13 protein-coding genes are annotated in these 13,370 nt (G+C 54.4%); 7 read left to right on the top strand and 6 right to left on the bottom strand.

What is annotated here, in order from left to right:
- Nucleotides 1-22: 22 nt before the first annotated feature.
- Nucleotides 23-529, top strand: a complete 507-nt coding sequence (locus Q1Q75_RS04395) for a hypothetical protein (protein ID WP_300667843.1) — start codon at nt 23-25, stop codon at nt 527-529.
- Between the two features lie 107 nt (nt 530-636).
- Here Q1Q75_RS04395 and Q1Q75_RS04390 read toward each other — a convergent pair whose 3' ends face one another.
- Entirely contained in the window at nt 637-1,785 is a 1,149-nt protein-coding gene (locus tag Q1Q75_RS04390; protein ID WP_300667842.1) for a CaiB/BaiF CoA-transferase family protein, read from the bottom strand.
- Between the two features lie 368 nt (nt 1,786-2,153).
- Here Q1Q75_RS04390 and Q1Q75_RS04385 point away from each other — a divergent pair, with 368 nt between their 5' ends.
- Nucleotides 2,154-2,972 carry a M55 family metallopeptidase gene (locus Q1Q75_RS04385; RefSeq protein ID WP_300667841.1) on the top strand — a complete coding sequence of 273 codons (819 nt, stop codon included), beginning with the start codon at nt 2,154-2,156 and terminating at the stop codon, nt 2,970-2,972.
- 509 nt (nt 2,973-3,481) lie between these two features.
- On the opposite strand, the gene Q1Q75_RS04380 is transcribed toward Q1Q75_RS04385, so the two are convergent.
- The gene (locus tag Q1Q75_RS04380; RefSeq protein WP_300667839.1) at nt 3,482-4,006 is read right to left on the bottom strand and encodes a rhodanese-like domain-containing protein; all 525 of its coding nucleotides are present in this window, start codon (nt 4,004-4,006) and stop codon (nt 3,482-3,484) included.
- A 110-nt stretch (nt 4,007-4,116) separates the two neighbouring features.
- Entirely contained in the window at nt 4,117-4,599 is a 483-nt protein-coding gene (locus Q1Q75_RS04375) for a MauE/DoxX family redox-associated membrane protein (RefSeq protein ID WP_300667838.1), read from the bottom strand.
- 206 nt (nt 4,600-4,805) lie between these two features.
- Here Q1Q75_RS04375 and Q1Q75_RS04370 point away from each other — a divergent pair, with 206 nt between their 5' ends.
- Entirely contained in the window at nt 4,806-5,513 is a 708-nt protein-coding gene (locus Q1Q75_RS04370) for a glycosyltransferase family 2 protein (protein WP_300667836.1), read from the top strand.
- Between the two features lie 118 nt (nt 5,514-5,631).
- On the opposite strand, the gene Q1Q75_RS04365 is transcribed toward Q1Q75_RS04370, so the two are convergent.
- Together Q1Q75_RS04365 and Q1Q75_RS04360 are read right to left on the bottom strand one after the other, a co-directional pair.
- Nucleotides 5,632-6,936: an amidohydrolase gene (locus Q1Q75_RS04365; RefSeq protein WP_300667834.1), complete on the bottom strand. Its 1,305-nt coding sequence runs from the start codon at nt 6,934-6,936 to the stop codon at nt 5,632-5,634.
- A 299-nt stretch (nt 6,937-7,235) separates the two neighbouring features.
- Nucleotides 7,236-8,078: a purine-nucleoside phosphorylase gene (locus tag Q1Q75_RS04360; RefSeq protein ID WP_300667833.1), complete on the bottom strand. Its 843-nt coding sequence runs from the start codon at nt 8,076-8,078 to the stop codon at nt 7,236-7,238.
- A 471-nt stretch (nt 8,079-8,549) separates the two neighbouring features.
- Between Q1Q75_RS04360 and nifU the strand changes: the two genes are divergently transcribed.
- Both nifU and nifS read left to right on the top strand, forming a co-directional pair.
- A complete protein-coding gene (gene nifU, locus Q1Q75_RS04355) occupies nt 8,550-9,377 on the top strand; it encodes a Fe-S cluster assembly protein NifU (RefSeq protein ID WP_300667831.1) in 828 nt (275 codons plus the stop codon).
- On the top strand, nt 9,377-10,555 hold the full coding sequence (gene nifS / locus Q1Q75_RS04350) for a cysteine desulfurase NifS (RefSeq protein ID WP_300667829.1): 1,179 nt from the start codon (nt 9,377-9,379) through the stop codon (nt 10,553-10,555). Before nifU ends, nifS begins: the two co-directional genes overlap by 1 nt.
- Before the next feature lie 203 nt (nt 10,556-10,758).
- Here the strand turns inward: nifS and Q1Q75_RS04345 are convergent, their stop codons facing one another.
- On the bottom strand, nt 10,759-10,947 hold the full coding sequence (locus Q1Q75_RS04345; RefSeq protein ID WP_300667828.1) for a hypothetical protein: 189 nt from the start codon (nt 10,945-10,947) through the stop codon (nt 10,759-10,761).
- Nucleotides 10,948-11,810: 863 nt separating this feature from the next.
- Between Q1Q75_RS04345 and Q1Q75_RS04340 the strand changes: the two genes are divergently transcribed.
- Both Q1Q75_RS04340 and Q1Q75_RS04335 read left to right on the top strand, forming a co-directional pair.
- Nucleotides 11,811-12,788, top strand: a complete 978-nt coding sequence (locus Q1Q75_RS04340) for a 4Fe-4S dicluster domain-containing protein (RefSeq protein ID WP_300667827.1) — start codon at nt 11,811-11,813, stop codon at nt 12,786-12,788.
- Nucleotides 12,785-13,222, top strand: a complete 438-nt coding sequence (locus tag Q1Q75_RS04335) for a FeS-binding protein (protein ID WP_300667825.1) — start codon at nt 12,785-12,787, stop codon at nt 13,220-13,222. The genes Q1Q75_RS04340 and Q1Q75_RS04335 overlap by 4 nt, the downstream gene beginning before the upstream one ends.
- The last annotated feature ends 148 nt before the right edge of the window (nt 13,223-13,370 follow it).

Here is a 13,370-nt window from a genome sequence, read left to right as displayed (position 1 = left end):
CGGCGTTAGCTAAGGAACATTTATGGGCATCTTCGATTTTTTTTCAAAAGACCCAGCCCACTCCTGGGGGAAAGCATCAAGGCAAAAATTAACGTTAGATTTATCGAGGGGGACCATCAATCATCTTATGCTTGGTGACCCGATGGATAATCTGAGAGAATATGGAAAGCCAAGCAATGAAAAAGCTTATAAAAATGAGCTTTTTATGTACAAAGAAAGTGGATTGATTATTGGGACAGACAGCAATAAAATCGATTCTTTCGGTATAATCCTCCATAATTACGAACATTACGAGAGTTTTTCGAAGGCTGATTTAACCATTACACATCCATTGTCAGGTGCTATTTCTGTTAACAGTGGAATGCTTAGAGGTTATTTAATTGACAAATTAAACTTGGAAATCAATGAGACAGATGCCGACGATGTCGAGATCATAGATTACGCTAATATTTTTCAATACACCCTTGAGATCGACTCCTTTGCGGATGAGCGAATTAAAAGAATCAACTTTTACAAGCAGCTAAGCTAATCGGGTAGCCGTGGGGTTCTTACACCAGCCCCCTCTCACCCGGCATGCAGGCCCGCACCGTTTTCCGGATGATGCAGCCTTCGGGCGAGCCGAGTGAAATATCCGGGTTAAATAATGCCATAATCGAAATAGGAGGCAATTTTTTGCTGACTGAATCCAAGTTCAGTGAGTATGGAGCGGGTGCTTTCTCCAAAGCTGTCGGGCGGGGTTCGAATGCTTCCTGGGGTGCGGCTCAGCTTGATGGGGGTCCCAAAAGTTTTTGAGGTTTTCCCGTTTTTATCGGTGATGTTGAGGGACATGCCCCTTTCTATAAAGAGCTCAGATGCCATGGCGTCTGCCATGGTGTTGATGGGGCCCCAGCAGTTGGGCAGATCCCCCATGTCCTTTTCCCACTCACTGAGCGTTTTTGACTTAAAGGTGGTGGTTAAACATTCGGTGATTTCATCTATTTTCTCAGCATTCAACTGATGGGCGGCGTATTGGGGCACCCCGAGGTAATCGCAGAGAGCCCCCCAGAATCGAGGTTCCAGAGCGCCCAGGCTCACATATTTGCCGTCTTTTGTCTCGTAAGTAGAATAAAAAGGGTAGCCATGCGATAAAACGGTGTTGGAACGTTCGGGTTCATCCCCAGACTGCTGCTGAATGTTCAAATTAATGGCATGAAAAGGAATACAGCAATCGGCGAGAGAGATATCAATGTACTGCCCCAGACCTGTGTTCGTTCGTTCAAATAAGGCCATTAAAATCCCTGTCACGGCATTCATGGAACCCCCGGCCACATCGGCCACCTGAAAACCCGGGATGGTGGGAGCTCCATCTCTGGGGCCGACCAAATCCAGTAACCCGGCGACCCCTATGTAGTTGACGTCGTGGCCGGGTCTGTCGCGGTATGGCCCGGTCTGTCCGTATCCGGTGATGGAGCAATAAATAATCCCAGGTTTTTTCTCCTTCAAGGTATCGTAATCCACCCCAAGTTTTGCCGTGACACCGGGCCGGAACCCTTCGATCACGACGTCAGCGTCCTCAAGCAGTGTATAAAAGATCTCCCTGCCCGCATCGCTTTTCAAATTCAGGGTCATGTGTTGCTTATTCCGGTTGACGATGGTGGGAAAGGCCCCTTCGGCCTCAAATCGTTTATCTTCGATTGAAATAACCCGGGCTCCATGATCCGCAAGAATCATCGAACAAAACGGTCCGGGCAACAGTCGTGATAAATCAAGCACTTTAATTCCTGAAAGTGAACCCTGTGTTTCCATATACTTTCGCTCCTTAATGAGTTAATCGATTTGCCTTTTATGGCGGCCCTTCCAAGGGAGTCCCGTGTCTTCTTTTGGTTTACAATCATCGTAACTATTCAGCTCAAGCCTCCGGCGGCCCTGCCGGGAGCTAAACCTTTGAAACGTTTAATAAACAGGACTTAGATGTGTATTTCAGATTTACATCGGCCCAAATTCGGATGTGATTTTACCCGAGGAATCTGCCTGTCCTGCATGACCTCACCTTGATAATTATTTGAAATTAATCAATACTGTTATTTCATTGCACGCATCAAGTCATTAAACGCCACGCGTAGACACACTTACCCCTGTCGAGGTCACTCCCCTTGCCACCAGAGGCCATCCCCATGACAAAAAATGCGCTCATCCTCGCCGACATTGAAGGCATCATCGGCGTTCACGATAAGGCTCAGTGCACCCCAGGCAGAAACGCCTGGAAACATGCAAGAGACCTCATCACCGAAGATGTCAATGCGGCCACCCGAGGGGTTCTCGAATCGGGTTATCGCACCATCACCGTCTGCGATATGCACGGAACGGGCTTTAACATCCTGCCCGAAAAGCTCCTTCCGGAAGCCCGCTGCGATCAGGGGCACCGGTGGCATCCGGTTCCCCTGATCGGCACTCTGCCCAGGGCCGACTGCGCGGTGATGATCGGCTGGCATGCCGCCCCAGACCAGGAGGGGTTCAGCCCCCATATCTTTCAAAAGACCCTGCGCAAGCTCTGCATCAACGGCGACCCGATCACCGAGGTGGAGCTCTTCTCCGCGGTTCTGGGCGAACACGGTATTCCCGTGCCCTTTGTCAGCGCCGAAGCCGTGGCCTGCGATCGCATTCAAGGCCACATGCCGTGGATCCACAGGATGGATATTCCCAAACGCCCCATGGACGAACCCGAGCGCCGCACCCTCAGGCTTAAATTAACCGCAGAGGTTCAAAAAGCCACCTCACACAATGGAACACCACCCCTGGTCTGGAACACCCACGAGGTCACCGCCACCTTTCAAAAAGAAACGCGAACCTGGAGCTCTCCGTCGGCCACCCACACCTTCCGTCGCCTCCTGGCCGACACCGCCCTGGGCTTCGCCCCGGATGCGGCCATCCCTTTTCTCCTTTTTGCCTTGCGCACGCGCTGCCGCATGGAAGAATGGGCGAGAAAAAGATAAGAAAAGGGTAACTATTCAGATTGCCTTCGCCAGGTCGTTCGAGGCAAATGACAGAAAGATTCAAATGCCAATACGTCACGTTTTTTCATCACCGCGTAGGGTGCGGCTCCCGCACCTTCTACCGTAGAGAGGACCATCGGCCTCGCAAGTTAACGATGACCACGAGTCTTATTTCAAAACGCGGTGTTTCCGGTTTACGATACGCCTGACGGTGCGCACGGCGCACCCTAAGCATCCACCCGGTACTTCATTGTAAAAATGAGGACGATACGGATTTTCATACATGGATTCCCGCCTGCCCGGGGAAGACGAAAAGCGTAGGGTGCTGTCAGACCTGGGTCATAAAGAAAAAATGGATAGCTGAATAGTTACAATCAGGCAAACGTTTAGCCCCCGGCGGGCCGCCGGAGGCACTATCTGAATCGTTACAACCCAAAACACCCCTGATCCGGACGATCCGGTTCAGGGGTGTTTTTTTGTTGCAGATAAAAAATATGGGTGGAACTGGGTTATTCGACTTTTTCGGCTTTAAAGCCTGCGCCTTTCCAGGCGTAGATGCCGCCGCTGTAGCGGTAGACATTTTTGTAACCGAGTTTTCTGGCCCAGACCGCACCGTTGTGGCTTCTCGTGCACTTCACGAAACCGCAGTAGACGATGATGGTCTTCTCTTTGTCCGCGCCGAGGAGGGCTTCATAGTCGGCCTCAGATTTTCCGGCGGTCTCGGCGTCATTCCATACGTTCATGTCGGGAATGGGGAAGAGAAACTGCACGGCTCCGGGGACGTGGGCCTTTTTAAAACTGGCCGCATAGGGCATGGTGTCCACGATGACGATCTCTTTTTTCTCATCGATCATTTTCTTGAGTTCAGCGGTGGTGAGCACATCGTAACCGCCGCGCTGAATTTCACGCACAAGCTTTACGGCCCCCGTCTCTTTTTCCACCTCTTTTTCAAATTTGCTTTTGCCAAACGCAAAAACATTACCGGCCAGAAGAAGGGTCAGACCCACGGCAATTACGGCTGAAAATCGTTTCATCATCGTTCTCCTTAAAATTCATGTCAAAACACGGCATAAAACCAAATACTCAAAATGTCTTCGGCAACATGGGGTGTCACTTTCAATGCGGGGTCATCAAAAAAAAACCATCACGCCGTTCGAGGGGCAAGCGCCTGCACGTCAGCGGACTGATCTGCACCCCGCCTCAAGCGGCGACTCACAGACACCAGGATCATAAGCCCGCAAAAAACGAAATCTCGATAGAGTGCGGACCGAAGCCCGCCAAAAGCGCGTGACTCGGGGTCTTCGGGACCGAAACAACCGCAGTCGATATCCAGCCCCAGAAAAATCCCGTACCCCAGAATAGCCATAAAAAGCAGCAGCATCGCACCGAGCGTTTCCAGAGCGCCTCGCACATCAAAGAGCAAGGCCAGCCCAGCCGATACTTCGACCACAGGCAAAACGTACGCAACCAGGCCGGTGAACCCCTCGGGCAGGATGCCGAAGGCATCAATCACCACAAGAAAGGCTGCCGGATCCATGAGCTTTGTCGTCCCGGACCAGAGAAAAATTCCGGCGACCAGTAGCCGAAGGCCCCTGTAAACCCACAAATTTCGAAGAAAGTGTCCCATACGTGCCCCTGTCACCACTTATTTTTTCACTGCTTTACCAACGGTGATGCATATACCGGGAGGCGAGTAAAAAGGCCAATCGTTTGTATTGATCATACGCGAGGAGGGTATTTGCAATTTCAATAGAACTCGGACTCCTTATCTAAAACCCACTGGTACTCACCGGCCATCTGTGTCACATTTTAAACATGAAAAAGAATCGATCCATGCCTTTGACGCTGACGGCCATCATCCCCACCTTGAATGAAGAAACAGGAATCACTGAGGCCATTAAGAGCCTGAAGTCCGATGGCCCTTTTCTGGAGATTGTCGTGGCGGACGGGGCATCCACGGATGCGACCTGCCGCTTAGCGGAAACCGCGGGAGCCCGAGTGGTGCATTGCCAGAATAAAGGAAGGGGGATGCAGATCGCCGAAGCCTGGGATACCTGCGCGGGGGAGGTCCTGGTGGTGCTCCATGCCGATGCACGCTTTCCTCGCCAGGGGGAAAAGACGATTCAAACCTGCCTCACCCATCCGAACACATCTGGCGGGGCATTCTCCATGGGCTTCTCCCCGACCACGGCCCGCACCCGCCTCATCTCGTTTTTAAATCACCTGCGCTGCCGCGCCACCGGTATCAGCTTCGGCGACCAATGCCAATTCGTCCGGCGAACCGTCCTGGACTCCGCCGGGGGCTTTCCCGCCATGAGACTCATGGAGGATGTGGAGCTCTCCCTCATCATGAAAGGAGCCGGGCACCCCGTCCTCCTGCCCCAGGCCGTGACCGTCTCCCCCCGGCGATGGGAAACCACCCCCTTCTCCCGAGGGGTACTGCGCGTCCTCTCTCTTTTCTTTGTTTACCTCATCAGGCGAAAACTGGGCCATCCGCCCGGCGATGGAAGCTGGTATTACCGAAAATATTACAAAAAATAGGGGCATCATTCAGCCCAAGAATAGTGCCTCCGGCGGCAAGGTGAGCCACCTTGAAAGCGGGTTGCGGGTTGTCCCGAAAAAACAGGGCTCGACAAATTCCTTCACACAGACCCATGACCTATTTTATTGCCTTTGCGATCCGATGCACCTCGTTCATCACGGCCTGAACGTCCACGGTGAGAAGCTGACGATCCTTCACCACCTGCCGCCCCTCCACAAAGACATCCCGAACATCGGAACCGGTAGCGGCATAGACGAGATGAGAAACAGGGTTATGGACGGGGGTCAGGTGGGGTTTGTTCATATCAACCAGGATGATATCGGCCCGTTTTCCCGGAAGAAGGCTGCCGATATAACGGCCTGAGCCAATGGCTTTTGCACCGAGTAGGGTCGCCATTTCAAGGACGGTCCAGGCATCCATGGCCACGGGGTCCAGGCTGTAGGCTTTGTGAATTTTGGCGGTGAGCTGCATTTCACCAAAGAGATCGAGACGGTTGTTGCTGGCAGCGCCGTCGGTCCCCAGGCCAACGTGAATCCCTTTCTCCATAAGAGCTGCCGCCGGACAAAGCCCTGAGGCGAGCTTGGTGTTGCTCCCCGGGTTGTGGGAGGCGGTGGCACCGCGTTTGGCGATGAGGGCCATATCGTCATGGTTCATCCAGACGTTATGGACCAAAAGGGTGGCTTCATCCAGGACATGAAGGTCGTCCAGAAGCTGATAGGGTGAAATCCCTCTCTCCTCTTTCAGGCGCAGCACTTCGTCTTCGGTCTCTGCGATATGAATCTGAAAGAGCACGCCGAGACGCCGACACGCCTCTTTGGCTTTGGTGAGGGTCTCCTCGCTGCAGGTGTAGGGGGTGTGGCAGAAAATTGAAGGGGTAATGAGCGACCAGCGGTCCTTCCACGCCTCCACAAACTCTATCGCCCTGGCCACGTTCTCAGCCGGATCCGGCACCCCGGGTGCTGGAAAATCGATGACCCCGTGGGCCAGCACCCCCCGCATCCCGACTTCCCTCACCGCCTCGGCCACGGCCCCTTCATAAAAATAGCCGTCACACACCGTGGTGGTGCCGGACAAGAGCATCTCCACGCAAGAGAGCAAGGCTCCGGCCCGAACCGTCTCCGGGTTAATATGGGCCGCCTCAGCCGGAAAAATATGATCGTTCAGCCAGGAAGCCAGCGGCATGTCGTCAGCCAGCCCCCGAAACAGAGACATGGGGCTGTGGCAATGGGTGTTCACCAACCCCGGCATCACCACACATCCGGTGGCATCCACCACCGTCTCTGCTTCAGGAAGCGTTTCGCCCTTCTGAAACACGCCCCCGATGGCCCCATCTTTCACCCACACAGACCCTTGATCGTAAATCACGCGGTCCGTCATGGGAATCACCCACCCACCCCTGATCAACGTCGTCCCACTATTCATGATGAGATCCTTAATTCGTGATTAAAAGCATGCCTCCGGCGGCAAGGTGGCGCCACCTTGAAAGCGGGTTTGCGAATGCGCCTCTGGAGTCGTAACTCCAGGCTGAAATGCGTCCGCATTCGCGGGGAGTGCGATAATCCTGCAATGCCGCATTTTGTAATAAATGTTGAGACGGGGCTGGCGGTTTGCGCGACGTTGAACGGTGCGGGAGCCGCACCCTACGGGCTGACCATTCACCATTCACCATTCACCATTCACCATTCACTATTCACTATTCACTATTCACCATTCACTATTCACTATTCACCACCCCCTACCCGCCCTATTCTCCCCATAACCCCTTCCAACACCCCCTCCAACCCCGGCCTCGCCCTCTCCGCCACCGCCAGCACCTTTTCCACGGTGGCTTCTTCCGGGTTATCGGGGTCGTTGATGTTGGTAATCAAGGAAAGGCCCAAGGTGTGCATCCCGGCATGGGTGGCAGCGAGGGTCTCCATGACGGTGGAAAAGCCCACGCAGTCCGCACCGATGGTTTTTAGCCAGCGCATTTCCGCAGGGGTTTCGAGGCTGGGGCCTTTCAAACCGGCATACACCCCATCGCAAACAGGGATATTCATCCTGTTTGCTTCAGCAAGGGCCATATCGGCAAGTGGGGGGGAATAGGCATGGATCATGGAGGGAAAGCGAAGGCCCCAGGCATCATTATTCGATCCCACCAGGGGATTTTCCCCGGTAAGATTCAGATGATCCCGGATCACCATGAGGCTGCCCTCTTTAAAGGAGGGATTCAGCCCACCGGCGGCGTTGGTCACGATAAGGGTCTCGGCGCCCAACGCCCGGGCCACGCGGACAGGAAAGGTCACCTCCCAGGGCGAGTACCCCTCGTAGAGATGAAAACGTCCCTGCATCACCATCACGGCGGTGCCGGACGCCTTTCCACAGAGAAGGCAGCCTTTATGACTCTCAACGGTCGACGCGGGAAAACCGGGAATCTCTCGATACAATAAGGAGGTCTCTTCAGAAACAAAGCCGGCACAGTCCGACAGCCCTGTGCCGGCCATGATGAGCACGCCGGGTTCGTGGGGCCAAAAGGATCGGATATACGAAACAGCTCGTTCGACACGCAGGAGGTCGTCATTCATGGGGATTCCTTTCAGCAGAATCGGGCCAGAAACGAAAAAGTGGGGGAAGACACCAGAGCGTTGCCATTTTTTGTTCCCTCACTATCTCTTGACCCGCGAGGAATTGTCAACCCCGTCCCCTGCCCTCTCCCCCGTCCCGTGGGTACTTCGGCGACCGGAAGCGCAACAGGCACACAAATTTTCACACTCCAGGGTATCGTTTTTATGATTTTATGCTTGAAAGGGTTGACCAATCGTGGTTGATTCTTATCTTCATTGAAAAACGTTCGGCTGCCCAAAAGATAATACGGTTGGACTAACTTGGCAGATCACTGCCCTGTCTAAACGCCGAAATGCAATGACCAAGACAATACAACAACGCCTCGTTGGGACATCATGGAATTTCGAAATGTCAGCAGCACCCGGCTGCATGCATTCAGGAACCGCCGGGTGATTGCGAGGCCCTAATATTATGCTTAACGGGAGTTTGCCATGTGGGATTATACGGAAAAAGTCAGGGATCACTTTCTGAACCCCAGAAACGTCGGTGTGGCTGAAAATGCCAACGGTGTCGGCGAAGTGGGGTCCCTCTCCTGCGGTGACGCACTGAAACTCACTATTCGCGTCGGTGAGAATGATATCATAGAAGACGCAAAATTCCAGACCTTTGGGTGCGCAAGCGCCATTGCCTCCTCTTCAGCGTTGACCGAGATGGTCAAAGGCCTGGCATTGGACGAAGCAGCTAAGATCACCAACGACGACATTGCCGAGTTTCTCGGCGGTCTTCCCAAAGAAAAGATTCACTGCTCCGTCATGGGCCGGGACGGGCTTGAACGAGCCATCGCCGACTACCGGGGGGAAGTGATCAAGGTGACCCAGGGAAACGTCGTCTGTGAATGCTTCGGGGTGACCGATCTTGAGATCGAACGTGCGGTGAAAGAAGACGGACTGGCCACCATCGACCAGATCATCAACCACCTCAAGGCCGGCGGGGGCTGCGGCAAGTGCCATGATGACATTGAAGCCATCATCCACAGGGTCCGGGGCGAACAGGCCATGGAGATTATCAAGCCCGTGCGCATGAGCAACATGCAGAAAATCAAGCTCATCGAAAGCACTCTGGAACGTGAAATCAAACCCACCCTCCAGAAAGACCGCGGCGACATTGAACTTGTGGACGTTGTTGGCAACAAGGTATACGTCCGACTCCAGGGCTCCTGCGCGTCCTGCAGCAAATCCCAGATTACCCTGAAAAACCATGTAGAAGCCAAGCTCCGTGAGCTGGTGACACAGGATCTCGTGGTGGAGGAAGTGAAATAATGCGCACCATATATCTTGATAACAATGCCACCACCCGCGTGGCCGACGAAGTCCTGGAAGAGATGATCCCCTGCCTGCGTGATATCTACGGCAACCCCTCCAGCATGCACCACAAAGGCGCCGAAGCGGGAGAGCCCTTAAAGCTTGCCCGTCAGCGTGTGGCAAGCCTTCTCGGCGCACAACCTGATGAGATTCTTTTCACCAGCTGTGGAACCGAAAGTGACTCCACCGCCATCAACGCAGCGATGGTGGCATACCCCGACAAAAAACACATTGTCACCACCATGGTCGAACACCCCGCGGTCAAGACCTACTGCGAGAGCCTTGAAAAGCACGGCTACCGAGTGACCCTCGTTCCCGTGGACCGCAAGGGCCGCCTCGATCTCAACGCCCTTTACGCCTCCATCAGCGACGACACAGCCATTGTCAGCATCATGTGGGCCAACAATGAGACCGGTACCCTCTTCCCCGTGGAAGAGATTGCGAAAAAAGTAAAATCCCTGGGCGCCGCGGTGTTCCACACGGATGCCGTCCAAGCGGTGGGGAAAGTCGACATCAATCTGGCCGACTCCGCCATCGACATGCTCTCCCTGTCCGGCCACAAACTTCACGCACCCAAGGGTGTGGGAGCCCTTTATATCCGCAAGGGCACCAAATTCTCTCCCTTCCTCATGGGTGGCCATCAGGAAAATGGACGGCGCGCCGGTACCGAGAACCACTCCTCCATCGTCGCCCTGGGCCGTGCCTGTTCGCTGGCCGCCGAAATGATGGAAGAGGAGAACACCCGGGTGAAAGCCCTTCGGGATCGTCTGGAAAAAAGGCTACTGGAGACCATCCCCAACTGCTTTGTCAACGGAGACCTGGACAACCGCCTGCCCAACACCTGCAGCATCAGCTTCGAGTACGTGGAAGGGGAAGCCATTCTTCTGATGATGAATGAGTTCGGAATCTGCGCTTCGTCCGGTTCTGCCTGCACCTCCGGTTCTTTGGAGCCTTCCCACGTGCTGCGCGCCATGGGCATCCCCTTTACCGCAGCCCACGGCACCATTCGATTCTCCCTGTCCACAGACAACACCGATGAGGACATCGACACCGTGATAGAAAACCTGCCCGGCATTATCCATACCCTGCGCCAGATGTCCCCCTTCTGGGCAGAAGCCATGGCAGCCAAAGCATAGTCCAAACAGTTTCACAAAACGCCTGACACAACAAAACCGCCTCCCGTAAAAACGGGAGACGGTTTTTTTATGGGCGGCACACCCTGTACCGAAAATCATTCAACGGATGGCAAGGAGTGCGCCTGAAAGCGAATGTCCGTCGGCATGTTTTCAGCTCCTTCCCCGGCGGCTTGCCGGTGGATAAGCAAAGGCCGCGGCAGGACTCACAACAGAGCGTTGTGAGACAAATCAATTTTCTTGATCGGCTTGTGGGTGCTGCGCCATTTACCGGTGCGCTGCCACTGCTCTCTCTTCTCCTCTTTGGTACGGCGCTCCTCATTCTTCCAGGCGGTGGCACCCAGCTGGCGCCTGTCCTGAAAAGACCGATTCACCATCGTTTGCTTATGTTTCATAACATCCCCTTTCCTGCCAGAAGAACGCCAGATTCCATCCACGCCCCATGCGACAGGGATTTTTTGGTGCTTGTCCGGTAACGGCCATGGCGAAGGGAAAAGAGATCAGGTGACGGAAATAAAAAAGGAGATGAAAAGAGAAAGGGGAGATGAAGAGAAAAAGGGAAGATGAAGAGAGCTGGACCCGACGAGTCATCCATGTCCGCGTTACCTGCTCTTATAATACGCTGCCTGCCCTCCCCTGTCAAAGAGAGGGGCATAACTGGGTTTAAGAGAGGTCTCCCTCTTCCAAAAAAAAGTTCTTGGTTCTTCGTTCTTGGTGCTTCGTTCGAGGAGACGCTGCGCTTCATCCATTATAAAAAAGGGCATGATGATTGTGTCGGTCACCTTCGTGATTTCATCACTTTTTTCGCACCCAAGATCTGCAAGGGTAGAGATAAAAAGGTTCTTGGTTCTTCGTTCTTTGTGCTTCGTTCGAGGAGTCGCTACGCTCCATCCATTATAAAAAAGGGGCTATGTTCAATAATGGACATTTTAGGATAACACGAACCGGACCAAGCCCCCGGCAAAAAAAGCCGCGGCGGAGCACGGCGCACCCAGAAAGGTGCGGGGGTGCCTCCACTACCTTGTCAAAACCCTGGCGGTGTTTCCGTTCGTTGAGCCCCTGTTTATCCAATCTCTCGTTCTTGGTCATTGTTTGGGCCGCGACCTTATAAAAAAGCCAGAAAGACGAACCGAAACGGAACAAGGATATTCAGGTGGTGATGTAAACACACGGATGGCCGAGGTTTTTTGTAACCCTTTTCCAGGGCCTGTCTCTTAAGTCCCGTAAACCTATGAATGACCCACTATAAAGGACACCCATGAACCCGACCCTATCTCGACGTGCTTTTCTCAAAGGGGGCGTTGCCACGGCGGCCACCGCGGTGACGGCGACGGCCCTGCCCGGCACCGCTGAAGCTGCGGACCCGGGGGGCTATCTCACCACCCTTTTGGACCTGTCCAAGTGTGTGGGCTGCGGGGAGTGTGTGACGGCCTGCCGTGAGACCCACGAGGGTGATTTTCCCCGGCCCGGGAAGCCTTTTCCCAGCATGATCCCAAACCGGGTTCCGGTGGAAGACTTCAGCCTGGCTCAGGAGGTGGAAGACCGGCTCACCCCTTACAACTGGCTCACGATTCAAGAAGCCGAGGTCACTGTAAATGGCGAGAATCAGACCCTCTACATTCCCAGGCGCTGCATGCACTGCGTCAACCCGCCCTGCGTGAAGCTCTGCCCCTGGGGGGCGGCTGTTCAAGAAAAAAACGGGCTCTCCCGCATCAACGACTCTCTCTGCCTGGGGGGAGCCAAATGCCGCAAAGCCTGTCCTTGGCACATTCCCCAGCGACAAACCGGCGTCGGGCTCTACCTGGATATTCTTCCGTCCCTGGCCGGAAACGGGGTGATGTACAAATGCGATCGCTGCCACCAACGGCTTAAAAAGGGAGAACTCCCGGCCTGCATCGACGCCTGCCCCGAAGGGGTGCAAAGCATCGGCCCCCGGGAGGAGATGATCCAAAAAGCGAAAACTCTGGCCAAAGAGATAAACGGGTATATTTACGGATTGGAGGAGAACGGTGGCACCAACACCCTTTACGTCTCTCCTGTCCCCTTCGACACGCTGCACAACGCCATGGAAAAAGGGCCGGGCCTGCCCGATCTCGCCCCCCACGGCAACAGCATGGCCATGGCCGAAAACGTCGGGGCGGCCATGCTCCTTGCTCCCTTAGCCGGATTTGCCGCCGCCGCAGGACGTATTTTTCTGAAACTAAAACAGACCGCCAAAGAGGAGGACCCCTCATGACACCACTGTTCCACACCCTCTTCCGGGTCAACATGTTCTTCCTCGCCTTGAGCGGCGTCGGCCACATGCCCATTTTTAAACGGTACTACATCGCTGACATCCCCGGCCTCGGCTGGCTGGCGGAGTTTCAGGTCACCCTGACCCTCCACTACCTGACCGCGGCCCTCTTTCTGGCCATGGTCGCCTGGATCGCCACCACCTGGGTTCTGGAGCACAGAAAAAGCCTCTCCCGCATGGCCCGGGTAAAAATCGGCCTCTACATTGTTGTCATCACCTCGGGAGGGTTTCTCGTAATCAAAAACCTGAAAGGCATTTACCTGCCGGCGGCGGCCATCACCGCCACCGACCTGACCCATCTCGCCGGCGCATTGATTATGGGCCTCACCGCCCTCGCCCAGATATTTCATGAGAAAACGACCCTATTAAAACAATGATCTACTCGCTTTTCTCACCCTTCGTGAAATATCCGGGCTGGCCGCCCACATCAAAGGAGAGGGGCGAGGACGATCCCACGGGTAACATCACCCATTCAGCATCCGGTGTATGGACAGGTAAAAACGCGGTCCATACCCCAGCTTGAGA

Source organism: Desulfoluna sp. (assembly GCF_030145185.1).
Taxonomy (GTDB): Bacteria; Desulfobacterota; Desulfobacteria; order Desulfobacterales; family Desulfolunaceae; genus Desulfoluna.
Note: the sequence above shows the minus strand (reverse complement) of the source record. Positions and strands in the feature narration are given on the sequence as shown.